Raw genomic sequence first — 23380 nt, forward strand, 5'->3', positions numbered from 1 at the left:
GGGGAGCGGGGGTGGGGTGGTCAGGCCCCGCCCGCCATCTCGGCGTTGGCGTTGGACTCGTCGAGCAGCGCCTGCATCTTGGGCTGGACCTCGGCGAGGTAGTCCGCGGCGGTCTGCTTGCCGTCGAGCACGGGCTGGATGTTCACCCAGAGCTCGTCGTACCACTCGGCGCCGTAGGTGAAGGAGGCCGGCATGGCGCGGCCGTAGTCCTGCACGATGTCGAGGAACTCCTGGCGGTTGGCGGGCTCCGCGTCGGGGGCGGCGGCCCACTCCTCGGCCACGTCGACCAGGTTCGGGATCTGCACGTCCGCGTCGACCAGCGTCTGCTGGGCGTCGGGGTCGGCGGACAGGTAGGTCGCGAGCTGCACCGCGGCGTCGGGGTTGCCCGAGGTGGCGGAGACGCCGATGCCGAGCGAGCCGACCCAGGTGGCGGACTCCCCGGTGCTGCCGGCGGGCCAGGGGATCAGGTCGTACTCGAAGTCCAGGTCGTTGTAGACGCTGACGTCCCACGGGCCGACCGGGAAGAAGCCGATCTCGCCGGCCATCCACCGCTGGTAGGTGTCGAGGGTCGCGGCCTCGGAGGCGGACGGGGTGACGCCGTCGACGTTCGTGAGGTCCGCGAAGTACTGCAGCGCCTCGGCGAACTCGGGGGTGTCGACGGTGACCTCGGTGCGGTCCTCGTTCGTCCAGTCGCCGCCGTTGCTCCACACCATCGACTGCAGGTTCCACTGCACGTTCAGGCCGGTGCCCCACTGGTCCAGGGCGCCGTCGCCGTCGGTGTCGACGGTGAGCTGCTTCGCGATGTCCCGGAACTCCTCGAACGTGAGCGGGACGTCGGGGTCGGGCAGGGGGATGCCCGCGGCCTCGAGCATCGTCTTGTTGTAGCCGAACGCGAAGGGGCCGACGTCCTTCGGCAGCCCGTACAGCCGCCCCTCGGGGGTGCCCTGCAGCGTGCCGTCGAACCGGTAGGAGTCGACGCCGTAGCCCCAGATGTTGTCCAGGTCGACGCCGGCCTCCTCCACCTGGTCGGTGATGTCCAGCAGCACGCCGGACGCCACGTACGACTGCAGGTTGGCCTGCTCGATGTAGAACACGTCGGGCACCTTGTTGCCCGAGACGGCCGCCTGGAGCTTGGTGGCGTACTGGTCGGCGTCGGTGACGGTCATCTGGACCTCGACGCCGGTGTCCTCGGTGAACTTGTCGATCGCGGCCTGGTACGCGGCCTTCTCGTCCGCGCCGCCGCGGAACATGAACGTCAGGCTGTCTCCGCCGCCGGAGCCGCCGCCGTCGTCGCTTCCGCCGGAGCCGCACGCCGTCAGGGCGAGCGCCCCGGCCAGGGCCAGGGCCGCCGCCCGCAGGGTCTTCGTGGTCATCGCGCCGTTGCCTCCACTGGTGGACCGGGCGAGGTCGAGCGCGCGCCGGTCGGCCGTCGGTGGCGGACCGGAGGGTCGAGGGCGGCTCTGACCTCGTGTTCTACATCGTTGCACTACAACGTTGGAGAGAGTGGCACGGGTCACGTCGTGCGGTCAAGCAACGGTTTGGTCACGGCCAGGGGCGTCGAGTGGCCGGGTGCCGGTGCCCTGGTTGACGGGCCCCGCCCCGGCGGGCACGATCGTCCTACAACGATGTAGACACGGACAGCGAAGGAGCTGCGCCTCACATGACCACCATCACCCTCACCATCGACCCGGCGTTCCGCGTGGGGCCGGTCCGCCGGCGGACGTTCGGCGCGTTCGTCGAGCACCTCGGCCGCTGCGTCTACACCGGCATCCACGACCCCGAGCACCCCAGCGCCGACGCCGACGGGTTCCGCGGCGACGTCATCGACCTCACCCGGGAGCTCGGCGTCTCGACGGTCCGCTACCCCGGCGGCAACTTCGTGTCCGGCTACCGCTGGGAGGACGGCGTCGGCCCGCGCGACCAGCGCCCCCGCCGGCTCGACCTGGCCTGGCACTCCACCGAGCCGAACCTGGTCGGCGTCGACGAGTTCATGCGCTGGACGAAGGCCTCCGGCACCGAGGCGATGATGGCGGTCAACCTCGGCACCCGCGGCGTCCAGGAGGCGCTCGACCTGCTGGAGTACTGCAACGTGAAGGGCGGCACCGCGCTGTCCGACCAGCGGCGGGCCAACGGCGCCGCGGAGCCGTACGACATCAAGCTCTGGTGCCTCGGCAACGAGATGGACGGCCCCTGGCAGATCGGGCACAAGACCGCGCACGAGTACGGCCGGCTCGCCGCCGAGACGGCCCGCGCCATGCGGATGATCCAGCCCGACCTGGAGCTCGTCGCCTGCGGCTCGTCCGGCGTGCCGATCCCGACGTTCGGGCAGTGGGAGCAGACGGTGCTCTCCGAGACCTACGAGTACGTCGACATGATCTCGGCGCACGCGTACTACGCCGAGGAGGACGGCGACCTCGGCTCGTTCCTGGCCTCCGCCGTCGACATGGACCACTTCATCGACTCGGTCACCGCGGTGGCCGACGGCGTGCGGGCGCACAAGAAGCTCGCCAAGCGGATCCACATCTCGTTCGACGAGTGGAACGTCTGGTACCAGAAGCGCGCCGAGTCGGTGCCGCCGTCGGGCGACGACTGGCCGGTGGCGCCCGTGCTGCTCGAGGACAAGTACAACGTCGCCGACGCGGTGGTGGTGGGCAACCTGCTCATCTCGCTGCTGCGGCACACCGACCGGGTGCACTCCGCGTCGCTCGCCCAGCTGGTGAACGTGATCGCGCCGATCATGACCGAGCCCGGCGGCCGGATCTGGCGGCAGACGACGTTCCACCCGTTCGCGCAGGCCTCGCGGTACGCGACCGGCGAGGTGCTGCAGGTCGCGATCGACGCCCCGACGTACGAGACGGCGAAGTTCGGCGACGCCCCGCTCGTCGACGCGGTCGCCACGCGGGACCCGGAGACCGGCGCCGTCGCGCTGTTCGCGGTCAACCGCTCGACCACCGAGACCGTGACGCTGGAGGTCGACAGCCGGTCGATCCCCGGCCTGCGGGTGCTCGGCGCCACCACGCTGTCGAACCCGGACCACACCTGGGTCGCCACGGCCGACGACGACACCGCGGTGCTGCCGCGGGACAACGACTCCGCGACGCTCGACGGCGGGCGGCTCACCGTCCAGGTGCCGCCGGTGTCGTGGAACGTCGTCCGGCTCGGTGCCTGAGGACGACGCCGCCGGCGCCCACGCGCCCCGTCACCGCCGCCGCGGCCTGCTGGTCGCGGCGGCGGTGACGGCGGTCGCCCTCGTGGCGGCGGGCGGCGTGGCGGTCGCGACGCGCGCCGGGGGAGCGCCCGCGGCCACCGGGATCCCGGTCGCGGGCGACGTCGGCGTGCACGACCCCGCGCTCGTCGTCGGCGAGGGCGACGACCCCTGGTACGTGTACTCGACCGGGGACCAGCGGGAGAACGCCGGGGCCGTCCAGGTCCGCCGGTCCACCGACCGCGGCGCGACCTGGGAGTACCTCGGCACCGCGTGGGGTCCGTCCGACTCGCCGCGGTGGGCGCAGGAGGCGGTGCCCGGCGTCGTGAACTACTGGGCCCCCGAGCTGTACGAGCACGACGGCACCTGGTACCTCTACTACGCCGCGTCGACCTTCGGGTCCAACCGCTCGGTCATCGGCCTGCGCACCAGCCCGACGCTCGACCCCGACGACCCGGACTACGGCTGGGTCGACCGCGGCGAGGTGTGGCGGTCGGAGCCGACCGACGACTACAACGCGATCGACCCCGGCATCGTCGAGGACGCCGACGGCACCCCCTGGATGCTGTTCGGGTCGTACTGGTCGGGCATCCAGGTGGTCGAGCTGGCGTGGCCGGACGGGCTGCCGGCGGCGGGTGCGGCACCCGTGGGGCTGGCGAGCCGGCTGTCCGCGCCGCACGCGATCGAGGCCCCGTACGTCGTCCCGCACGACGGCTGGTACTACCTGCTGGTGTCCCAGGACGCGTGCTGCCAGGGCACGGACTCGACGTACAAGATCGCCGTCGGGCGGTCGCGGGAGGTCACCGGGCCGTACGTCACCCGGGACGGCACGGACCTGCTGCTCGACGGCGGGGACGTGCTGCTGGAGACGGCCGGGGACCGCGTCGGCCCCGGCGGCCAGTCGGCGTCCCGCGGCGTCCTGGCGTACCACTTCTACGACGCGGCGACGGGTGGCACCCCGACCCTCGGGCTGCGCGAGATCGCGTGGGACGCCGAGGGCTGGCCGGTCCTGGCGACCGAGGCCGAGCAGGCCGAGGCCGAGCGGGCCGAGGCCGAGCGGGCGGGCTGACCCGCGGTTCCGGGTGGAAGGTCTGGCCCGACACGCACCGGGCGTGTCCGGCCAGACCTTCCACCCGAGGGGCGGGTCAGAGCGGCTGGTGCAGGACCAGGTCGTGGTGCCGCTGGTCGCCGACCTGGAACGTGCGCTCGCCGACGACCTCGAACCCCGAGCGCCGGTAGAACGCCTGCGCGCGCAGGTTCTCGCCGTTCACGCCCAGCCACACCCCGGCGGCGTCCCGGGCGCGCGCGGCGTCGAGGCTCGCGGCCATCAGCGCGCCGGCCACGCCGCCGCCGTGCCGGCCGGGCAGCACGTAGCACTTGCTGAGCTCGACGGTCGGGCGCAGCGGGACGACCGCGGCGACCTCGGCGGCGTACGGCTCGCCCGCGACCAGCATCGTGTAGCCGACCAGCTCGCCGTCGGCGTCGGCGACCAGGAGGTCCCGCGCCGGGTCGGCCAGGTAGGTCGCGAAGTGCTCCGTCGTCAGGTTCCCGGCGATGAACGCGGCGTGGTCCGCGGGCGTCGAGGACGGCGGGCAGGCCAGCGGGAACGTCGCGGCGGCCAGGTCGGCGAGCGGGGCGGCCTCCTCGGCGCGGGCGCGGCGGACCACCGGCGCGTCGGCGGGCCGAGCGGTCGGCGGGACGGCCCGCCCGGTCCCGGGCGCGGTCACCGCACGCCCCAGCGGGCCCGGATCGCCCGGCGCGCCGTCCGCACCACGAGGCCCAGCACCCACACCGAGCCCGCGACCGTGGCCGCGTCGACCCCCCGCCGGGTGGCGTTCCGGCGGCCGCGGAACTCGCGCATCGGCCAGCCGACCTCGGCCGCGTGCTTGCGCAGCCGGCGGTCCGGGTTGATGGCGCACGGGAAGCCGACCTCGGACAGGATCGGCACGTCGTTGGTGGAGTCGCCGTACGCGAACGACCGCTCGAGGTCCAGGCCCTCGCGCTCGGCCAGCGCGCGCACCGCCTCCGCCTTCGCGCGGCCGTGCAGCAGGTCCCCGACGAGGCGGCCCGTGTAGAAGCCGTCCTTGTGCTCCGCGATCGTGCCGAGCGCGCCGGTCGCGCCGAGCCGGCGGGCGATGATGTCGGCGATCTCGACCGGCGTGGCGGTGACGAGCCAGACCTCGTGGCCCGCGCGCAGGTGCTGGTCGAGCAGGCGCTGCGTGCCCGGGAAGATCCGCAGCGAGAGCACCTCGTCGTAGATGTCCTCGGCGATCGCGACCACCTCGGCCACCGAGCGCCCGTGCATGATCTCGAGCGCGCGCTGGCGGACCTCGTCGATCTGCTGCCGGTTCTCGCCGAACGTCAGGTAGCGGAACTGGTGCACCGCGAACCGGACGATGTCGGAGCGCTGGAAGAACGCGCGCCGGTACAGGCCGACGGCCAGGTGGAACGAGCTCGCGCCGCGGATGATCGTGTTGTCCACGTCGAAGAACGCGGCCACGCGCCCCGTCGGCGCCGTCGGCACCGGCGCGCCGGTGGGGGGCTCGGTGGGCTCGGGCACGCCCGCCACTGTAGCCACCGACCTAGGCTCGTGCCGTGCCGACCACCGCCGAGGGCCCCGGGCCCCGCCTCGTCCTGTACTCCCGCGTGGGCTGCCACCTCTGCGACGCGGCCCGCGACCTGGTCGCGTCCGTCGCCGCCGAGCGCGGCGAGCCGTGGGTCGAGGTGGACGTCGACGCCGGCGGGACCGCGCGCGACGGGCGCCCGCTCGCGGCGGCCTACGGCGAGCTGCTGCCGGTCGTCGAGGTCGACGGCGCCCGGGTCGGCCACTGGCAGATCGACCGCCACCGGCTCGTCGACGCCCTCGCGGCGTCCCCGCAGGCCTAGGCTGTCGCCGTGCGAGCCCTGCCGCCGACCACCGTCGCCCGCCTGCCGGGGTACCTGCGCTCCCTCGGGGGCCTCGCGTCGGAGGGCGTGACCACCACGTCGTCCGACCAGCTCGCCGAGCTCGTCGGCGCCTCGCCCGCGCAGCTCCGCAAGGACCTGTCCTACCTGGGCGCGGGCGGCCGGCGCGGCGTCGGGTACGAGGTCGACCACCTGCGGCGGCAGATCGCCCAGGCCCTCGGCATGACCGAGGAGCGCCGCCTGGTCATCGTCGGGATCGGCAACCTGGGGCACGCCCTCGCCACGTACTCCGGCTTCGCCGACCGCGGCTTCGTGCTGGTCGGCCTGTTCGACACCGACCCCGAGCTGGTCGGCACCGAGGTGGGCGGGCACGTCGTGCAGCACGTCGACGGCCTGGAGCGGGCGGTCGTCGACCGGGAGGCGAGCATCGCCATCGTCGCGACGCCGGCCTCGGCCGCGCAGGCGACCACCGACCGCCTGGTCGCGGCGGGCGTCACCGGGGTGCTGAACTTCGCGCCCCGCACGGTGCGCGTGCCCGACGGGGTGGACGTCCGCGAGGTCGACCTCGGGTCGGAGCTGCAGATCCTGGGGTTCCACGCGCGCCAGCGCTCGGGCGCCGCGGCGTCGCCGGCCGCGGCGGCGGTGCCCGTGGCGGAGGCGGTCGCCGGGCCGGCGGCGGCGGTGCCCGAGCCGGCGGCGGTGCCCGAGCCGGCTGCGGCGACCGAGCCGGTCCCCGCCGCCGACTGACGCCGCACCCGGCGGCCCTCGCGGGGGTCGTGCGGGAGGCTCAGGCCTGCTTGATGGCCGAGACCTCGAGGTTGATGACGACCTTGTCGCTCACCAGGACGCCGCCGGCCTCGAGGGCCGCGTTCCAGGTGATGCCGAACTCCTTGCGGGAGATCGTCACCGAGGCGGAGAAGCCGGCGCGCTGGTTGCCGAACGGGTCGGTGGCCGCGCCGCCGAACTCGGTGGCCAGCTCGACCGTCTTGGTCACGCCGTTGATCGTGAGCTCGCCGGTCACGACGTAGTCCTCGCCGTCCGCGGCGACCGAGGTCGAGGCGAAGGTCCACTCGCCGAACTTCTCCAGGTCGAAGAAGTCGGTGGAGCCCTTGAGGTGGCCGTCGCGGTTGGCGTCGCCGGTGGCGATGGTCGACGGGTCGAGCGAGGCGGTCACGCCGGACAGCGTGAGGTCCTCGGCGACGGTGATGGTGCCGGAGGTCACCGCGACGGTGCCACGGACCTTGGAGATGCCCGCGTGGCGGACGGTGAAGGACGCCTCGGTGTGCGAGGGGTCGATCGCCCAGGTGCCGGCGGTGAGGGCGGTGGGGAGCGTCGTGGTCGACATGGTGCCTCCTGCAAGAGATTGGTTGAAGCATCAACTGCGGTTAGTTGAGATTTCTACTACAGTGGGGCTCGCTGCGCAAGGCCTGTGGGACGATCAGCCACCGACGTCACAGGAGGGCGCGGGAGGAGGACGGCGATGAGCACCACGAGCACCGGCACGGCCAGGGCGGGCGCCCCGCGCTCGCACGACGACGTCCGCTGGCTGACGGCGGACGAGCAGCGCGCCTGGCGCGCGTACCGGGACGGCACCGCCCGCCTGCTCGACGTGCTCGCGCACGAGCTCGAGCAGGACTCCGGGCTGTCCCTCGGGGAGTACGAGGTGCTGGTCCGGCTGTCCGAGGCGCCGCAGCGCACGCTGCGCATGTCGGAGCTGGCCGGCGAGCTGGCGCACTCCCGGAGCCGCCTCACGCACACCGTCCGCCGGATGGAGGCCGCCGGCCTGGTCGAGCGCGCCCCGTGCCTCGAGGACGCGCGCGGTGTGAACTGCACCATGACCGAGACCGGCTGGCGCCGCCTGGTCGACGCCGCGCCGTCGCACGTCGAGTCGGTCCGCCGGCACCTGGTCGACGTGCTCACGCCGGTCCAGATGCAGGCCCTGGGCGACGCGATGGCCGCCGTCGGCGCCGCGTTCCAGGCCGACTGCGCGCAGGCCGTCGCCGCCGCCGAGGACGCCGGGGGGCGCTGATCGTCCCCAGGGCGACGCCCGGCGGCCCGATCACCCAGCCGGGTTTGCGAGACTGACCCCATGGTCGCCACCACCATCCACCTCATGCGGCACGGCGAGGTGCACAACCCCGAGGGCGTGCTCTACGGACGGCTCGACGGGTACCACCTGTCCGAGCGGGGCCGGCAGATGGCCGAGCGGGTCGCCGCGCACCTGGCCGGAGGGCTCGACGCGCCGCGCCGCGACGTCACCGCGCTCTTCGCGTCGCCCCTGACCCGCGCCCAGGAGACGGTCGCCCCGATCGCCGAGGCCCTCGGGCTGCCGGTCACCACGGACGAGCGGCTGCTGGAGGCGGAGAACCGGTTCCAGGGCCTGACGTTCGGCGTCGGCGACGGCTCGCTGCGGCACCCGCGGCACTGGCCGCTGCTGGTGAACCCGTTCCGACCGTCCTGGGGCGAGCCGTACCGCCAGCAGGTCGGGCGGATGCTCGCGGTCGTCGACGTCGCCCGGCAGGCGGCCCGCGGCCACGAGGCGGTGCTGGTCAGCCACCAGCTGCCGATCTGGGTCACCCGGCTCGCGCTCGAGGACCGCCGGCTGTGGCACGACCCGCGCCGCCGCCAGTGCTCGCTCGCGTCGCTCACCTCCCTGACCTACGAGGACGACCGCCTGGTCCGCATCGGCTACACCGAGCCCGCGGCCGACCTGCTGCCCGGCGCGTCGGCCGTGGCGGGCGCATGACCCCCCGCAGCGCCGCCCGCCGCACCCCGGCCGGCCCGCGCCGCGCCGGCCCGCGCCGCGCCGGCCTGCGCCGCGCCGGCGTCGCCGCCGTCGCGCTCGGCACCGCGCTGGCGCTCGCGGCGTGCTCGTCCGGGGGCGGGTCCGGCTCGGAGGCGGACGTCGCCGACCAGGGCTACGTCTCCGGCGACGGCTCGTTCACGCAGTGGGCGGTCGCCGACCGGCAGGGGCCCGTCGAGGTCGCCGGCACCGACTACGCCGGGGACGCGGTCGACGTCGCCGACTGGCGGGGCGACGTCGTCGTGCTGAACACCTGGTACGCGGCGTGCCCGCCGTGCCGGGAGGAGGCGCCCGACCTGGTCGACATCGCGAACGAGTACGCCGACGCGGGCGTGCACCTGCTCGGCATCAACGGGGTCGACGACGCCGGGGCGGCCGAGCCGTTCCAGCAGACCTTCGACGTGCCGTACCCGAGCATCGACGACCGCGACAAGCAGGCCATCGCCGCGTTGCAGGGCATCGTGCCGATCCAGGCGACCCCGACCACGGTCGTGCTCGACCGCGACGGCAAGGTCGCCGCGCGGATCGTCGGCCTGGCCGAGGGCTCCACGCTGCGCGCGCTGATCGACGAGGTGCTCGCGGAGGACGGCGGGGACCCCGCGTGATGCTCGCCGACGTCGGGGACTCCTTCGCGCAGGCGGCCACGTCCGGGTCGCTGCTGGCGGCCGTGCCGGTGGCGCTGCTCGCCGGGCTGGTGTCGTTCGCGTCGCCGTGCGTGCTGCCGCTGGTCCCCGCCTACGTCGGCTACCTCGGCGGGATGTCCGCCGCGTCCGCCCCGGGGGGCCGCCGCGCGCCGCGGGTGCGCGCCGTCGCCCCGGCCCCGGGCGGCGGGACGCTCGACCTCGCCGGCGCGCTCCCGGCGCAGCCCGCGCTGACCCGGCCCGCCGCGGCCGGCTCCCCGGCCGCCCCCGACGCCGCGCCGTCCCGCGGCCGGGTCGTGCTCGGCGTCCTGCTGTTCGTCGCGGGGTTCACCGCGGTGTTCCTCGCCTACGGCTCGCTCGCGGGCTCGCTCGGCTCGTTCCTGCTGCGCTGGCAGGACCCGGTGTCCCGGGTGCTCGGCGTCGGCGTGATCGTCATGGGCCTGGCGTTCCTCGGCCTGGTCCCGTTCCTGGAGCGGGACAGCCGCCGGGTGCTCGCCCCGCGCGCCGGCCTGTGGGGCGCGCCCGTGCTGGGCGTGACCTTCGGCATCGGCTGGACGCCGTGCATCGGCCCGACGCTGGCCGCGATCCTCCTGCTCTCCCTCGACGGCGGCTCGGCCGGCCGCGGCGCGCTGCTCGCGCTCGCGTTCTGCGTCGGCCTCGGCCTGCCGTTCGTGCTCGTCGCGCTCGGCCTCCAGCGCAGCCGCCGCGCCCTCGACTGGCTCGCCCGGCACCGGCTCGCGGTGATGCGGGTCGGCGGCGGCCTCCTGCTCCTGCTCGGTGCCGCGCTGGTCACCGGCCTCTGGTCCGCGTGGGCGGGCTGGCTCCAGGGCCTGCTCACCGGCGCCGAGCCCTTCGTCCCGGCGGTGTGATGATGACGCGCGACCGACAGACCACCGAGCCCTCGCCCCGCGGGTACACCCCGGAGGGGCTCGAGGACGCGTTCAGCGCCGGGCAGCCCCCGACGGGCGGCTCGGGACCGACCGGCTCCGGGGCGGCCCCGCAGCTGCCCTCGCTCGGCGTCGTCGGCTGGCTGCGCTGGGCGTGGCGGCAGCTGACCTCGATGCGCGTCGCCCTGCTGCTGCTCATGCTGCTCGCCGTCGCCGCCGTTCCCGGCACGGTGTTCCCGCAGCGCGCCCAGGACCCGGACAAGGTCGCCACCTACCTGTCCGACCACCCGGACCTCGGCCCGGTGCTCGACCGGCTCGGCTTCTTCGGCGTGTACTCGTCCGTCTGGTTCTCGGCGATCTACCTGCTGCTGTTCGTGTCGCTGGTCGGCTGCATCCTGCCGCGCAGCCGTACCCACCTGCGGGCGATGCGCGGCCGGCCGCCGCGCGCGCCGCGCCGGTTCGACCGGTTCCCGGCGCAGGCGTCCGCCGCGCTCGACGGGGCGCCGGAGGAGGTCGCCGGGCGGGCCGCGGCGGCCCTGGGCGGCCCGCGGTGGTGGCGCCGGTTCCGGGTCGACGTCCGCGACGAGGGTCGCGGGGTGTGGAGCGTCGCCGCCGAGCGCGGCTACCTGCGCGAGACCGGCAACCTCGTGTTCCACCTAGCGCTCGTCGGCCTGCTGGTGTCCGTGGCGACCGGCCAGCTGCTGCACTACCGCGGCCAGGCGATCATCGTCGAGGGCCGGGCGTTCGCGAACACCCAGAGCGACTACGACACCTTCGAGTCCGGCTCCGGGTTCAGCGCCTCGTCGCTCGAGCCGTTCGCGATGCGGCTCGACTCGTTCGAGTCCTCGTTCGACCCCGACACGCTGCAGTCCCGCGACTTCACGGCGCACGTGACGATCACCGAGCCGGGGTCCGCGGGCGTCCAGGAGCGGATCAAGGTCAACCACCCGCTCGACGTCGCGGGCGCCAAGGTCTACCTCCAGGGCAACGGGTACGCGCCGCAGGTGACGGTGCGGGACCCGGACGGGGACGTGACGTTCTCGGGCGCCGTGCCGTTCCTGCCGCAGGACACCGTCTACACCTCGCAGGGCGTCATCAAGGTGCCGGACGTCAGCTCGGGGCCGCAGATCGGCCTGCAGGGCGTGCTGCTGCCCACCGCCGAGCAGGTCGCGGACGGCATCTACCGGTCCGTCGACCCGCAGCCGACCGACCCGCTGCTCGCCCTGGCGGTGTGGACCGGCGACCTCGGCCTCGACGACGGCGTCCCGCAGAACGTGTACCAGCTCGACGAGGCGGGCCTCACCCAGGCGCTGGACGACGAGGGCCTGCCCGTGACGCTGTACCTGCGGCCGGGGGAGACCGTCGACCTGCCGGACGGGCTCGGCACGCTGACCTTCGACGCGCTGCCGCGGTTCGTCGCGCTGGACCTGCGGCACGACCCCTCGCTCGCCTGGGTGCTGACGTTCGCCCTGCTGGCCTTCGCGGGCCTCGCGACGTCGCTGTTCGTGCCGCGCCGCCGCGTGTGGCTGAGGCTGCGGCCGGAGGAGGACGAAGGTCCCGGGTCACGCCGTACAGTGGTCACCGCCGCCGCGCTGGCGCGTGGCGACGACGTGGGCCTGCAGGCGGAGCTCGACCGGGCGATGGACCGGCTCCGCGGAGCGGACGTCGACGGGCCCACCGGCCGGACCGGAAGGTAGAGGACATGGCAATCGGCGACATCAGCACCCTGCTCGTGTGGGGGGCGGCGACCGCGTTCACGATCGCCCTGATCGCCTACACCTCGGCCTTGGCCCGGCTCGCCGACGCCGCGTCCGCGGAGCACCGCGCGGAGCGGGCGTCCCGGGTCGCCGCCGCCAAGCGGGCCCGCGCCGCCGCGCGCGAGACCGTCGGCGCCGGGGGTCCCGGTGGGCTGGTCGTGCCGGCCGACGCGGGCGACGACGACGCAGCGCCGCGGTCCGGCAGGATCGACGACGCCGAGCCCGAGCGGCCCCTGACCGTGCCGTCGGCGACCACCGGGATCGCGCGGACCACCACCTACCTCGGCATCCTGCTCCTGGGCGTCGGCATCGTCCTGCGCGGCGTCGCGGCCGGTCGCTGGCCCACCGCGAACATGTACGAGTTCACCCTCGTCGGCACCTTCGTCGCCGCCGTGGTGCTCGCCGTCGTGCAGCGCAAGCGGGTCATCCCGTTCCTCGGCGTGGTCGTCATGGGCATCGGCGTCCTCGCCCTGGCGCTCGGGCTGCTCGTGTTCTACGTGCAGGCCGACGCCGTGCAGCCGGCGCTGCAGAGCTACTGGCTGATCATCCACGTCGGCGTGGCGATCGCCGCGACCGGCATCTTCACCGTCGCGTTCGCCACCGCGGTGCTCCAGGTCCTGCAGGACGGCCGCGAGACCGGCCGCTCGCACCTCGACCACCCCTGGCGGTCCGCCGACGGCCTGCGCCGCGCGCTCGCCCGCTGGCGGGTCACCGGCCCGGCCTGGTCCTGGCTGCGCACCGTGCCGTCCGCCCGCCGGCTCGAGGCGCTGTCCTTCCGGCTCAACGCCATCGGCTTCGTGCTGTGGACCTTCACGCTCATCGGGGGCGCGATCTGGGCCGAGCACGCCTGGGGCCGGTACTGGGGCTGGGACCCCAAGGAGGTCGGCACCTTCGTCGCCTGGGTCGTGTACGCGGCCTACCTGCACGCCCGCACGACCCGCGGCTGGGCCGGCCGCAAGGCGGCGTACTTCGTCTACGTCGGCTACGCCGTCGTGCTGGCGAACTTCACCGTGGTGAACCTGTTCGTCACCGGCAAGCACTCCTACTCGGGCCTCTGAGCCGGGGCACCCTGGCCTTCGCGCCGAGATCGGTGCTTCGCGTCGAGATCGGTGCCTGCGAGCGCCGATCTCGACGGCAAGGACCCATCTCGGCGTGCGCGGCGGGTGCGTGTGGGCGCGCCGCGCGCGTGTGGGCGCGCCGGGCGCGTCAGCCGCGCGCGCCCTCGTCGGGGACGTCGCCGCTGCTGCCGTCGCCCGTGCCGTTCTCGCGCTGCCGGCGTCGCCGCTCCTGGTCGAGGCGCCACAGGAAGTCCGGGTCGTCGTCCGGCGCGACCGGGCCCGGCCGGCGCGGACCGGACCCGCCCGGCCCCGGGCGGTGCCCCTGCGCGGGGCCGCCGGGCCCGGCGGCGCGCTGGGCGCGGCTGGTGAGGATCCACACCACCGGACCCGCGACCGGCACCAGCGCGATGAGGAACCACGCGCCCCTCGGCAGGCCGCGCCGCGCGCGGTCGTCGCTCGTGGCGATGTCGGCGAGGGCGTAGACCGCCAGGCCGATGATCACGAGGAAGAAGAGCGCGCGAGCCATGCTCCACCCTAACCAGGACGCGCACACGCACCCGGCCCCGGGCCGGGTGATCGCCGGAACCGGCACGAGGTCGTCACATCCGGCGGCGCCGGGCCCGGTGCCGGGGCCCGCGCGGCGCGGACGACCGCGCGGTCGGCCTACCCTGGACGCGTGCCCGTCGTGACCTACTCGCTGCTCCGCCTCGCCCTGTTCGTCGTGTGCCTGGTCGGCCTGGTGCTGGCCGGCACCGGCTGGCTGCTGGGCGTCGTGGGGGCCGCGCTGCTCGCGGCGCTGCTGTCCTACGTGCTGCTCCGCGGCCCGCGCGACCGGGCCGCGCTGTGGCTGCAGGCGCGCTCCGAGGCGCGCGGCGACCGCCCGCGCCTGTCCCGCTCCGCCAGCGCGGACGCCGCGGAGGAGGACGCCGCGGTCGAGGCCGCCGAGCGCGAGGCGCGCGGCGGCCGACGCACCCGGGACCGGGCAGGCGACGGCGGCACCCCCGGCCGCCCGGCCTGACGACGCCTGGTCGATGCCCGAGGACGCGCGAGCCGCCGACGCGCTCGCCGACCGCCTGCTCCACCGGCTTCCGGCGGACCGGAGGGTCCTCCTGGCGGTCGACGGCATCGGTGCGAGCGGCAAGACCACGTTCGCGTCGCACCTGGCGGCGCGGGTGACGGGTCGGCCCGTGCTGCTGCTGCACGCTGACGACTTCTTCCACCCGGCGCCGGTCCGGCACGCCCGGGGCCGGCTCTCGCCGGAGGGCTTCTGGCTCGACGCCTACGACCACGTCGCGCTCGCGGGTGGGGCGCTGGAGCCGCTGTCCCGTCCGGGTGCGGCGACGTACCGCGACCACGTGTACGACCGGCGGACCGGTGAAGCCGTGCGACCGGACGTCCAGACCGCGCCGCGCGACGCGCTGGTCGTGGTCGAGGGGACGTTCCTGCACCGCGACGAGCTCGCCGGCTACTGGGACCGGTCCGTGTACCTGCACGTCCCGTTCGCCGAGGGCGCGCGTCGGATGGCCGCGCGCGACGGCGCCGACCCGGACCTGCGCCGTGGCCCGCTGCGCCGCTACCTCGGGGCGCAGCGGCTGTACTTCGCCGCGGCCCGGCCGTGGTCGCGCGCGTCCCTGGTCGTGGACCACACCGATGTGCGGCGCCCGGTCGTCGTGGATCCGGCAGCGGTCGAGGTGGCCGTCGCCCGGGAGCTCGCCGCGCTCGACGCGCCGGCCGGGCGCTAGAGCGCCAGGCCGAGCCCCAGCAGCACGCCGAACGCCAGCTCGTACATCCCGGTCCCCGCCAGGACCGGGACGAGCGCGATGCCGCGCGCGCCGACCAGCACCGTGAACGCCAGCACCCCGGCGGGCAGCGCGAGCAGCATGACGATCAGGGCCCACGGGTTCGCCAGCGCGCACAGCACGCCGAGCAGCACGGGGAGCACGACCATCACGGCGTAGGCGCGGCGGGCGCGGTGGTCGCCGAGCCGGACGGCGAGGGTGCGCTTGCCGACGAGGGCGTCGGTGGGGATGTCCCGGAGGTTGTTCACCATGAGCAGCGCGCACGCGATGAGGCCGACGGCGACCGCGCCGACCCCGGCGGGCCAGGTCAGCGTGCCGGACTGGGTGTACGTGGTGCCGAGGACGGCCACGAGGCCGAAGAACACGAAGACGCCGACCTCGCCGAGGCCCAGGTAGCCGTAGGGTCGCCGGCCGCCGGTGTAGAACCAGGCCGCCGCCACGCACAGGGCGCCGATGGCCAGGAGCCACCACTGGCCGCTCAGGGCCACGAGCGCGAGGCCCAGCAGGCCCGCGACGCCGAACGCGGCGAACGCCCCGGCCTTGACCTCGCCGGGCCGCGCCGCGCCGCTGGCGGTGAGCCGCATCGGTCCGACCCGGTCGGCGTCCGTGCCGCGGATGCCGTCGGAGTAGTCGTTGGCGTAGTTGACGCCGACCTGGAGCGCGAGGGCCACCCCGAGGGCGAGCAGCGCCCGGCCCAGGTGCGCCGCCTCGATCTGCGCGGCGGCGCCGGTGCCGACCAGGACGGGGGCGGCGGCGGCGGGCAGGGTGCGCGGGCGCGCTCCGGCGACCCACTCGGCGGCGGTGGCCATGGTGCTCCTGTTCTGGGGCCGCGGCTCGGGGCCGCGGCGCGGGTTCGGCGTGCAGCGACGGTAACCCGGAACGCCGGGCGGGCACGTGCGCCGGGGTCAGGTCCCGGGCGTGGCGTCGCGCACGGTGGTCGGCACGCCGAGCTCGCGCGCGGCGAGCGCGGCGGCACCCCGGCGGTCCGGCTTGCCCGGCCCGCGCAGGGGGAGCGCGCGGAGCGTGACGAGGTGCCGCGGGGCGGCGGGCCCGCCGAGCGCGGCCGCCGCGGCGTCGCGGAGGACCGCGAGGTCGGGCGCCGGTGCGCCCGCGGCCGGGACGACGACCGCGACCAGCGCCTGGCCCCACTCGGGGTCGGGGACGCCGACGACGAGCACCTCGCCCACGCCGGGCAGCCCCGCCAGGACGCGCTCCACGGCGGCCGGCGGGATCTTCACCCCGCCGGTGACCAGCACGTCGTCGGCGCGGCCCAGCACCTCCAGCCGGCCGGCGGGGTCCCACCGGCCCAGGTCGCTGGTGCGCAGCCACCGGGTGCCGTCGCGGACCTCGAACAGCTCGGCGTCCAGGTCGGGCCGGCCCCGGTACCCCGCGGCGAGCACGGGGCCGGCGAGGCGCACGCGTCCGTCGTCGGGGTCGAGGTCGACGGTCACCCCGTCGAGCGGGACGCCGTCGTACACGCAGCCGCCGCAGGTCTCCGACATCCCGTAGGTGGTCACGACCCGCGCACCGGTCGCACGGGCCGCGTCGAGGAGGCCGGGCGACGCGGCGGCGCCGCCGAGCAGCACCGCGTCGAACGACGCCAGCGCCTCCCGGCCCGCCGCCGAGTCGAGCAGGCGGTGCACCTGCGTGGGGACGAGCGAGGTGTACCGGGGGCCGGCGTCGTCGGCCGGTCGCGCGGCCGCGGCGGCGAACGCGTCGGCGCGGAACGGCCCGGACAGCACGGCCGGCTCGGTGCCCGCGAGGATCGACCGGACCAGGACCTGCAGGCCCGCGACGTGCGCGGGCGGCAGCGGCAGCAGCCACCGGCCGGGGCCGCCCAGCCGGGCCTCGGTGGCGCGGCCCGACGCGCGCAGGGCGGCGGCGGTGAGCATGACCTCCCGCGGCGTGCCCGTCGACCCGGAGGTGCGCACGAGCAGCGCCACGTCGTCGGGGACCTCGCCCCCGGCGACGTCGCCCGTCCCCGGGGTCCCCGCGTCGGGCGCCTCGACCGGCAGGACCGCGGGGCCGGTGCCGTCGAGCGCCGCGGTGAGCGCCGCGGTGAGCTCCGGCACCGCGGCGGGGGTGGCGGGGACGACGCGGACGGGACGGGTCACCCGGTCAGGGTAGGTCCGCCCGTAGAGTGGCGCGGGACGCGCGGCGGCTGCCGCGGCGCACGCAGGCGGCACGGAAGGGTCGAGATGGTTCACAGCACGAGGCGGGGGCTGCGGCGCGCGGCGGCGCTCGCGGTCGGCACGGCGCTCCTGGTCGCCGGCTGCACGCAGGGCCAGGACCCCGCCCCCGAGGCGGCGACGGTCGCCCCCACCCTCGACCCGCAGAAGGTCGCGGCGCCCGACCCGGTCGTCGCGCCGACCTGGCCGCTCACCGGCGTGGCGGGCGAGGTCGTGAACCGGCCGTCGCTGGCGGTGAAGATCGAGAACACCGCGACCGCGCGCCCGCAGTCGGGGCTGGAGCAGGCCGACGTGGTGTGGGAGACGATCGTCGAGTTCGACGTGTCCCGGTTCGTCGCCGTGTGGCACTCGCAGGTGCCCGGCGAGGTCGGCCCGGTCCGCTCGGTGCGCCCGATGGACCCGGACATCGTCGCCCCGATGAACGGCCTGCTGACGTTCTCCGGCGGCCAGCCCGGCATCCTCGACCTGGTCGCGGCGAGCCCGGTCCAGGTCATCAGCCACGACGCCGGCGCGGCGGGGCTGTACCGCATCTCGTCGCGATCCGCCCCGCACAACGTGTACGCGAGCCCGGCCGAGCTGTGGGCGCAGGCCGACGCGAACCACCAGAACAGCCCGGGCGAGCAGTTCTCGTTCGCGCGGACCGCCGAGCGCGCCAGCGCCGTGGTGGCGGGCACCCCCGCGACGACCCTGGCGTTCGACCTGTCGAGCCAGTCGAAGCCGTCGTGGACCTGGAACGGCACGGTCTGGGAGCGCTCGGAGGGATCGACGCCCGCGGTGGCGGCATCGGGTGCGCGCCTGTCGGCGACGAACGTCGTGTCGATCGTCGCCGACCACCCGGGCACCGGGTTCGGCGCGCAGAACGGGGCGATCGTGCCGACCTACCAGCTGGTGGGCTCGGGCACCGCGACGCTCGCGACCGGCGGGAAGACGGTGGCGGTGAACTGGGCCAAGGACGCCCGCGACGCCCCGCTGCGGCTGACGCTGCCCGACGGGACGCCGGCGCTCCTGGCGCCGGGCAACACCTGGGTCGAGCTGGTGCCGAACGGCACGGGGTCGCTGACGGTCTCCTGACCGGCGCGGCCAGGGTGCGTCAGTACGCGTACGGGAACCGGCTCCAGTCCGGGTCCCGGCGCTCGAGGAAGGCGTCACGGCCCTCCACGGCCTCGTCCGTCATGTAGGCGAGTCGGGTCGCCTCGCCGGCGAACACCTGCTGCCCCGCCAGCCCGTCGTCCGCCAGGTTGAACGCGAACTTCAGCATCCGGATGGCCTGCGGCGACTTGGTCGCGATGATGCGCGCGTACTCCAGCGCGGCGTCCTCGAGGTCCGCGTGGTCGACCACGTCGTTGACCGCGCCCCAGGCGTAGGCCTGCTCCGCGGAGTACTCGCGCGCCAGGAAGAAGATCTCCCGCGCCCGCTTCTGCCCGGTCTGCCGGGCGAGCAGCGCCGAGCCGTACCCGCCGTCGAACGAGCCGACGTTGGCGTCGGTCTGCATGAACCGCGCGTGCTCCCGGGACGCGATGCTGAGGTCGGCCACCACGTGCAGCGAGTGCCCGCCGCCGGCCGCCCAGCCGTTCACGACGGCGACGACCACCTTGGGCATGGTCCGGATGAGGCGCTGCACCTCGAGGATGTGCAGCCGGCCCGCGCGGGCGGGGTCGATCGCGTCGGCGGTCTCGGCGTCGGTCGAGCCGGTGTACCGGTAGCCGTCGCGGCCGCGGATCCGCTGGTCGCCGCCGGAGCAGAACGCGTACCCGCCGTCCTTGGGGCTCGGGCCGTTGCCGGTGAGCAGCACGGTGCCGACGTCCGAGGTCATCCGCGCGTGGTCGAGCACCCGGTACAGCTCGTCGACCGTGTGCGGGCGGAACGCGTTGCGCACCTCCGGCCGGTCGAACGCGACACGCACCACCGGCAGGTCCCGGGTGCCGCCGTCCGCGGACCGCGCGACGCCCCGGTGGTAGGTGAGGTCGGTGAGGTCCTCGAAGCCGCCGACCAGGCGCCAGCGGGTCGGGTCGAAGGTGTCGGAGACGCGCGGGGGGAGCGGGGCGGCGGTGGGGTCGGTCACGGTGCCCAGCGTAGGACGGCACCGGCGGGTGGATTCTGGTACGGTCGTACTAGAAACGGGCGCGGGACGGCGGAGACTGCCACCCGGCGCGCCCGGTCCCGGGGGAGGGATCACCCATGGCGTGGGCCGTGCTCATCGTGTCCGGACTGCTCGAGGCGGGCTGGGCGCTCAGCCTCAAGGCGTCGGACGGCTTCTCGAGGCTGTGGCCGAGCGTGTCGTTCGGCGTCCTGGCGATCCTGTCGTTCGCCGGCCTCAGCTGGGCGCTGCGCTCGCTGCCGGTCGGCGTCGCGTACGGCGTGTGGGTCGGCATCGGCGCGTCGGCGACCGCGATCCTGGCGATCGTGCTGTTCGGCGAGTCGGTGTCGGTGCTGAAGATCGTGTCGCTGGTGCTCATCGTGGCCGGCGTGGTGGGGCTCAACCTGTCGGGCGGCGGGCACTGATGGCTGCGGGCCGGGCCGGTGGCACGGCGAAGGGGGAGCGTCGGCGCGCCGAGCTCGCCCGGGCCGCCGCCGACCTGGTCCGCGAGGAGGGCCCCGCAGCGCTGAGCCACCGGGCGGTCGCGGCGCGCGCCGGCCTGTCGCTGTCCGCGACGACCTACTACTACGCGGGCCTGGACGACCTGGCCGCCGCGGCCGGGACGGCGCTCGTCGACGACTGGGTCGCGCACGCCGAGGGGGCGCTGCGCCGGGCGCGCGGCGCAGCGGCGACCGCGGACCCCGCGGCCGTCCTCGTCGAGGCCGTGCTGCCGCCGGGCGACGACGCCGCGGTGCGCGCGCACTACGAGCAGCTGCTCGCCGCCGGCCGGGTCCCGGCCCTCGCGGCGGCGCTCGGGGACGGCCGCGCGCGCCTGGACGCCGTCCTGACGACGCTGCTCGCGGAGCTGCGGCTGCCCGTGCCGGCGGCCGTGGCGATCGGCGTGGTGGACGGGGCCGTGGTCGCCGCGGTGAGCGAGGGCCGGGACCTGCGCCGGACCGCCCGCGACCTGCTGCTCGCCGTGCTCGCCGCCGCGCAGCCTCTACGCTGAGCCGCGTGCACGTCTACGCGATCGGACTGCGGACGCGCTTCCGCCGGATCACGGTGCGCGAGGGCGTGCTGGTCCGCGGGGAGGCCGGCTGGGGCGAGTTCAGCCCGTTCTGGGACTACGACGCCGCGGAGTCGGCCGCCTGGTGGCGCGCGACCCGCGAGGCGGCGGACGAGGGCTTCCCGGAGCCGGTCCGCGACCGGGTGCCGGTGAACGTGACCGTCCCCGCCGTCGGCCCGGACGCCGCGCGCCGCATCGTCCTGGCCTCGGGCGGCTGCACCACGGCCAAGGTCAAGGTCGCCGAGCCCGGCCAGGGCGCCGCGGAGGAGGCGGACCGGCTCGCCGCCGTCCGCGAGGCGCTCGGCCCCGCCGGCGCCATCCGGGTGGACGCCAACGCGGGGTGGGACGTCGACACCGCCCTCGAGCGGCTGAGGATCCTCGACCGCGCCGCCCGCGGGCTGGAGTACGCCGAGCAGCCGGTCGCGTCGGTGCGCGACCTCGCGCGGGTGCGCCGGTCCACGCACGTGCCGATCGCCGCCGACGAGTCGATCCGCCGGGCCGAGGACCCCATGGCGGTCGTGCGCGCCGAGGCCGCTGACGTCGTGGTGCTCAAGGTGCAGCCGCTCGGCGGGGTCCGCGCCTGCCTGGACCTGGCCGAGCAGGTCGGGCTGCCGGTCGTGGTGTCCTCCGCGCTGGAGACGTCGGTCGGGCTGGCGGCCGGCGTGGCGCTCGCGGCCGCCCTGCCCGACCTGCCCTACGCCTGCGGGCTCGCGACCGCGCAGCTGCTCACGGACGACGTCGCCGACCCGGCCCTCCTGCCCGTCGACGGCGCGCTGCCGGTCGCCGCCGCGCGCGCCGTGGTGCCGACCGAGGAGCGGCTGGCGGCGACCGCCGCCGACCCGGCGACGGCGGCGCGGTGGGCCCAGCGGCTGGCCGCGGTGCGGGCGGTGGCGCGGTGACGGCCCCCGCCGCGGCGGGCGGCGGCCCCCGCGGACCCGTGCGCGGCGCCCCCGCGTCGCAGGCGGCGCGCGTCCTGGTCCAGGAGCTGGCCGCGCACGGCGTCCGGGACGTCGTCCTGGCCCCCGGGTCGCGCAGCGCCCCGCTGGCCTACGCGCTCGCCGAGGCGGCCCTGCCCGACGGCGAGCGGCCCCCGGGCGCCCCCGCCGTGCGGCTGCACGTGCGGGTGGACGAGCGGTCGGCGGCGTTCCTCGCCCTCGGCCTCGCCCGGGCCGCCGCGGCGGAGGGCGCCCCGCGCGCCGTGGCCGTCGTGACCACCTCCGGCACCGCCGTCGCCAACCTGCACCCGGCCGTGCTCGAGGCGCACCACGCGGGCGCGCCGCTGCTGCTGCTCACCGCCGACCGCCCGCACGAGCTGCGCGGCACCGGCGCCAACCAGACCACCGTGCAGCCCGGCATCTTCGGCGCGGCGACCCGGCTGGCGGCCGACGTGCCCGCACCGTCCGGCCGGGCGGGGGAGGACCGCGACCTGCGGCACCTGGTGTCCCGTGCCGTCACCGCGGCGCTCGGCGCCCGCACCGGCGACCCCGGCCCCGTGCACCTGGACCTGGCCTACCGCGAGCCGCTGGTGCCCGGGCCCGAGCCCTGGCCGGCGGACGGGTCGGCGGGCCGCGTGACCGTGCCCCCGCGCCCGGTCGCGGCCCCGGTGGCCGGCGACCCCGGCGTGCCCCGGCGCGGCGACCTGCCCGGCCCGGTCGTGGTCGTCGCGGGCGACGGCGCCGGCGCCGAGGCACGCCGGCTGGCGGAGGCGGCAGGCTGGCCTCTGCTCGCCGAGCCGTCCTCGGGGTCCCGCGGCGGCCCGGCCGCGCCCGCCGCCTACCGGGTGCTGCTCGCCGACCCCGACCTGGGCGGCCGGATCCGCTCCGTCGTGCTCCTCGGCCGTCCCACGCTCACCCGGCCGGTGTCCGCGCTGCTCGCGCGGGACGACGTCGACCTCACCGTGGTGGCCCCCGCCGGCTCGGGCTGGCCGGACGCCGGGCGCGCGGCCGACCGGGTGCTCACCGGCGTGCCGGCGGCGTGGTACGACGGCCCGCCGGACGACCCGGCGTGGCTCGCGGCCTGGCAGCGAGCCGACGCCGCCGCCGGCTCCGCGGTCGACGCCGCGCTGGACGACGACCCCCGCGCGCCGGCCACCCGCGCCACCCCGCCGCTCACCGGTCCGCGCGCCGTCCGGTCGGTCGCCGAGGCGTCCCTGCCGGGCGACGTGCTCGTCGTCGGCTCGTCCAACCCGGTGCGGGACCTGGACCTGGTCGCCCGGTGGGCGGAGCCGCCGCTCGTGCTCGCCAACCGCGGGCTCGCCGGCATCGACGGCATGCTGTCCACCGCCGCGGGCGTCGCGCTCGGGCTGCCGCGGCGCCGGGTACGGGTCCTGGTCGGTGACCTCACCTTCCTGCACGACGTCGGCGGCCTGCTGCGTCTCACCACCGAGCCCGAGGTCGACCTCCAGGTCGTCGTGCTGAACGACGCCGGCGGGTCGATCTTCGCCACCCTGGAGCACGGGGCCCCGGAGCGGGCCCGCACGTTCGAGCGGGTGTTCGGCACGCCGCACGCCGTGGACGTCGCCGCGCTGTGCGCGGGCTACGGGGTGCGGCACGTGCGGGTCTCTCACGAGGCGGCGCTCGCCGTGGCGCTCGCGGCGCCGGGGCGCGGCACCTCCGTGGTCGAGGTACGGGTCGACCGCGCGGACCGGCGGGCGCTGGGGGAGCGGCTGGCCGCCGCGGCCCGGGACGCCGCCAGGGGCGCGCTGGCAGGCGGGGACGTCGCGGACCGACCGGTCGCGCCCGGGGTCATCGTGGATTCCTAGCGGACTCCCAGGGTTCGCCGAGCGTCGCTCCAGCCGCGGGGGGTCTGATAGTCCCCGAGAAGGAGGTAGACCCCATGAGCAGCAGCACCCCCGAGGGGCCGCGGGACGTCCAGGGCGCGCCGGAGCCGCAGCGCGAGGACGCCACCGCCGCGACGGAGGCCGTCGCCGCCGCGCCGTCGACGCCGTCCGCCGACGAGACGCAGCGCATCGCCCCGACGCCCACCCAGCAGCTT

At 76.2% G+C, this 23380-nt stretch carries 25 protein-coding genes; 17 read left to right on the forward strand and 8 right to left on the reverse strand.

Going from position 1 to position 23380, the window contains the following annotated elements:
* Positions 1-20: 20 nt before the first annotated feature.
* Entirely contained in the window at positions 21-1373 is a 1353-nt protein-coding gene (locus tag MHY85_RS12675; protein ID WP_239196826.1) for a sugar ABC transporter substrate-binding protein, read from the reverse strand.
* A gap of 287 nt (positions 1374-1660) precedes the next feature.
* Here MHY85_RS12675 and MHY85_RS12680 point away from each other — a divergent pair, with 287 nt between their 5' ends.
* On the forward strand, positions 1661-3169 hold the full coding sequence (locus MHY85_RS12680) for an alpha-N-arabinofuranosidase (protein WP_239196828.1): 1509 nt from the start codon (positions 1661-1663) through the stop codon (positions 3167-3169).
* Entirely contained in the window at positions 3162-4274 is a 1113-nt protein-coding gene (locus MHY85_RS12685) for an arabinan endo-1,5-alpha-L-arabinosidase (RefSeq protein ID WP_239196830.1), read from the forward strand. The genes MHY85_RS12680 and MHY85_RS12685 overlap by 8 nt, the downstream gene beginning before the upstream one ends.
* A 76-nt stretch (positions 4275-4350) precedes the next feature.
* Here the strand turns inward: MHY85_RS12685 and MHY85_RS12690 are convergent, their stop codons facing one another.
* Together MHY85_RS12690 and MHY85_RS12695 are read right to left on the reverse strand one after the other, a co-directional pair.
* Entirely contained in the window at positions 4351-4932 is a 582-nt protein-coding gene (locus MHY85_RS12690; protein ID WP_308191382.1) for a GNAT family N-acetyltransferase, read from the reverse strand.
* Complete coding sequence (locus MHY85_RS12695) at positions 4929-5765, reverse strand: HAD family phosphatase (RefSeq protein WP_239196832.1); 837 nt, start codon at positions 5763-5765, stop codon at positions 4929-4931. The genes MHY85_RS12690 and MHY85_RS12695 overlap by 4 nt, the downstream gene beginning before the upstream one ends.
* Before the next feature lie 35 nt (positions 5766-5800).
* Here MHY85_RS12695 and MHY85_RS12700 point away from each other — a divergent pair, with 35 nt between their 5' ends.
* On the forward strand, positions 5801-6091 hold the full coding sequence (locus MHY85_RS12700; RefSeq protein WP_239196834.1) for a glutaredoxin family protein: 291 nt from the start codon (positions 5801-5803) through the stop codon (positions 6089-6091).
* 9 nt (positions 6092-6100) lie between these two features.
* The gene (locus MHY85_RS12705) at positions 6101-6856 is read left to right on the forward strand and encodes a redox-sensing transcriptional repressor Rex (RefSeq protein ID WP_239196835.1); all 756 of its coding nucleotides are present in this window, start codon (positions 6101-6103) and stop codon (positions 6854-6856) included.
* Positions 6857-6896: 40 nt separating this feature from the next.
* On the opposite strand, the gene MHY85_RS12710 is transcribed toward MHY85_RS12705, so the two are convergent.
* Entirely contained in the window at positions 6897-7454 is a 558-nt protein-coding gene (locus MHY85_RS12710; protein ID WP_147795374.1) for a YceI family protein, read from the reverse strand.
* 135 nt (positions 7455-7589) lie between these two features.
* On the opposite strand from MHY85_RS12710, the gene MHY85_RS12715 reads away from it, so the two are divergent.
* Genes MHY85_RS12715 through ccsB form a run of 6 tightly spaced genes read left to right on the forward strand, consistent with a single transcriptional unit; the run spans position 7590 to position 13255 of the window.
* Positions 7590-8138, forward strand: a complete 549-nt coding sequence (locus MHY85_RS12715; protein ID WP_239196837.1) for a MarR family winged helix-turn-helix transcriptional regulator — start codon at positions 7590-7592, stop codon at positions 8136-8138.
* A 60-nt stretch (positions 8139-8198) separates the two neighbouring features.
* Positions 8199-8855, forward strand: a complete 657-nt coding sequence (locus MHY85_RS12720) for a histidine phosphatase family protein (protein WP_239196839.1) — start codon at positions 8199-8201, stop codon at positions 8853-8855.
* Entirely contained in the window at positions 8852-9517 is a 666-nt protein-coding gene (locus tag MHY85_RS12725; RefSeq protein ID WP_239196841.1) for a TlpA disulfide reductase family protein, read from the forward strand. Before MHY85_RS12720 ends, MHY85_RS12725 begins: the two co-directional genes overlap by 4 nt.
* A complete protein-coding gene (locus MHY85_RS12730; protein ID WP_239196843.1) occupies positions 9517-10422 on the forward strand; it encodes a cytochrome c biogenesis CcdA family protein in 906 nt (301 codons plus the stop codon). Before MHY85_RS12725 ends, MHY85_RS12730 begins: the two co-directional genes overlap by 1 nt.
* A 2-nt stretch (positions 10423-10424) precedes the next feature.
* Positions 10425-12137, forward strand: coding sequence for a cytochrome c biogenesis protein ResB (locus tag MHY85_RS12735; RefSeq protein WP_239196845.1), 1713 nt, complete (start codon positions 10425-10427; stop codon positions 12135-12137).
* Between the two features lie 5 nt (positions 12138-12142).
* The gene (gene ccsB, locus MHY85_RS12740; protein ID WP_239196847.1) at positions 12143-13255 is read left to right on the forward strand and encodes a c-type cytochrome biogenesis protein CcsB; all 1113 of its coding nucleotides are present in this window, start codon (positions 12143-12145) and stop codon (positions 13253-13255) included.
* Between the two features lie 148 nt (positions 13256-13403).
* Here the strand turns inward: ccsB and MHY85_RS12745 are convergent, their stop codons facing one another.
* On the reverse strand, positions 13404-13781 hold the full coding sequence (locus MHY85_RS12745; protein WP_239196849.1) for a PLDc N-terminal domain-containing protein: 378 nt from the start codon (positions 13779-13781) through the stop codon (positions 13404-13406).
* Between the two features lie 150 nt (positions 13782-13931).
* Between MHY85_RS12745 and MHY85_RS12750 the strand changes: the two genes are divergently transcribed.
* On the forward strand, positions 13932-14273 hold the full coding sequence (locus MHY85_RS12750) for a DUF4229 domain-containing protein (RefSeq protein WP_239196851.1): 342 nt from the start codon (positions 13932-13934) through the stop codon (positions 14271-14273).
* Between the two features lie 13 nt (positions 14274-14286).
* On the forward strand, positions 14287-14997 hold the full coding sequence (locus MHY85_RS12755) for a uridine kinase (protein WP_239196853.1): 711 nt from the start codon (positions 14287-14289) through the stop codon (positions 14995-14997).
* Here the strand turns inward: MHY85_RS12755 and MHY85_RS12760 are convergent.
* Together MHY85_RS12760 and menE are read right to left on the reverse strand one after the other, a co-directional pair.
* Entirely contained in the window at positions 14994-15863 is an 870-nt protein-coding gene (locus tag MHY85_RS12760) for a 1,4-dihydroxy-2-naphthoate polyprenyltransferase (RefSeq protein ID WP_239196855.1), read from the reverse strand. The genes MHY85_RS12755 and MHY85_RS12760 overlap by 4 nt on opposite strands.
* 96 nt (positions 15864-15959) lie before the next feature.
* Positions 15960-17168 (reverse strand): o-succinylbenzoate--CoA ligase, encoded by a 1209-nt coding sequence (menE, locus tag MHY85_RS12765; RefSeq protein WP_239196857.1) that lies wholly within the window; start codon positions 17166-17168, stop codon positions 15960-15962.
* Positions 17169-17252: 84 nt separating this feature from the next.
* Between menE and MHY85_RS12770 the strand changes: the two genes are divergently transcribed.
* Complete coding sequence (locus MHY85_RS12770) at positions 17253-18314, forward strand: DUF3048 domain-containing protein (protein ID WP_239196859.1); 1062 nt, start codon at positions 17253-17255, stop codon at positions 18312-18314.
* Between the two features lie 19 nt (positions 18315-18333).
* On the opposite strand, the gene MHY85_RS12775 is transcribed toward MHY85_RS12770, so the two are convergent.
* Positions 18334-19305 carry a 1,4-dihydroxy-2-naphthoyl-CoA synthase gene (locus MHY85_RS12775; RefSeq protein ID WP_158374754.1) on the reverse strand — a complete coding sequence of 324 codons (972 nt, stop codon included), beginning with the start codon at positions 19303-19305 and terminating at the stop codon, positions 18334-18336.
* Positions 19306-19421: 116 nt separating this feature from the next.
* Here MHY85_RS12775 and MHY85_RS12780 point away from each other — a divergent pair, with 116 nt between their 5' ends.
* From MHY85_RS12780 to menD, 4 genes are read left to right on the forward strand one after another with little or no spacing between them, the layout of a single operon-like run.
* Positions 19422-19745 (forward strand): multidrug efflux SMR transporter, encoded by a 324-nt coding sequence (locus MHY85_RS12780; RefSeq protein WP_239196861.1) that lies wholly within the window; start codon positions 19422-19424, stop codon positions 19743-19745.
* On the forward strand, positions 19745-20329 hold the full coding sequence (locus MHY85_RS12785) for a TetR/AcrR family transcriptional regulator (RefSeq protein ID WP_239196863.1): 585 nt from the start codon (positions 19745-19747) through the stop codon (positions 20327-20329). The genes MHY85_RS12780 and MHY85_RS12785 overlap by 1 nt, the downstream gene beginning before the upstream one ends.
* On the forward strand, positions 20326-21285 hold the full coding sequence (locus MHY85_RS12790) for an o-succinylbenzoate synthase (RefSeq protein WP_255733216.1): 960 nt from the start codon (positions 20326-20328) through the stop codon (positions 21283-21285). The genes MHY85_RS12785 and MHY85_RS12790 overlap by 4 nt, the downstream gene beginning before the upstream one ends.
* On the forward strand, positions 21282-23147 hold the full coding sequence (gene menD / locus MHY85_RS12795) for a 2-succinyl-5-enolpyruvyl-6-hydroxy-3-cyclohexene-1-carboxylic-acid synthase (RefSeq protein WP_239196867.1): 1866 nt from the start codon (positions 21282-21284) through the stop codon (positions 23145-23147). The genes MHY85_RS12790 and menD overlap by 4 nt, the downstream gene beginning before the upstream one ends.
* The last annotated feature ends 233 nt before the right edge of the window (positions 23148-23380 follow it).

The organism is Cellulomonas sp. ACRRI (genome assembly GCF_022346185.1).
In the GTDB taxonomy this organism is placed as follows: Bacteria; Actinomycetota; Actinomycetes; order Actinomycetales; family Cellulomonadaceae; genus Cellulomonas.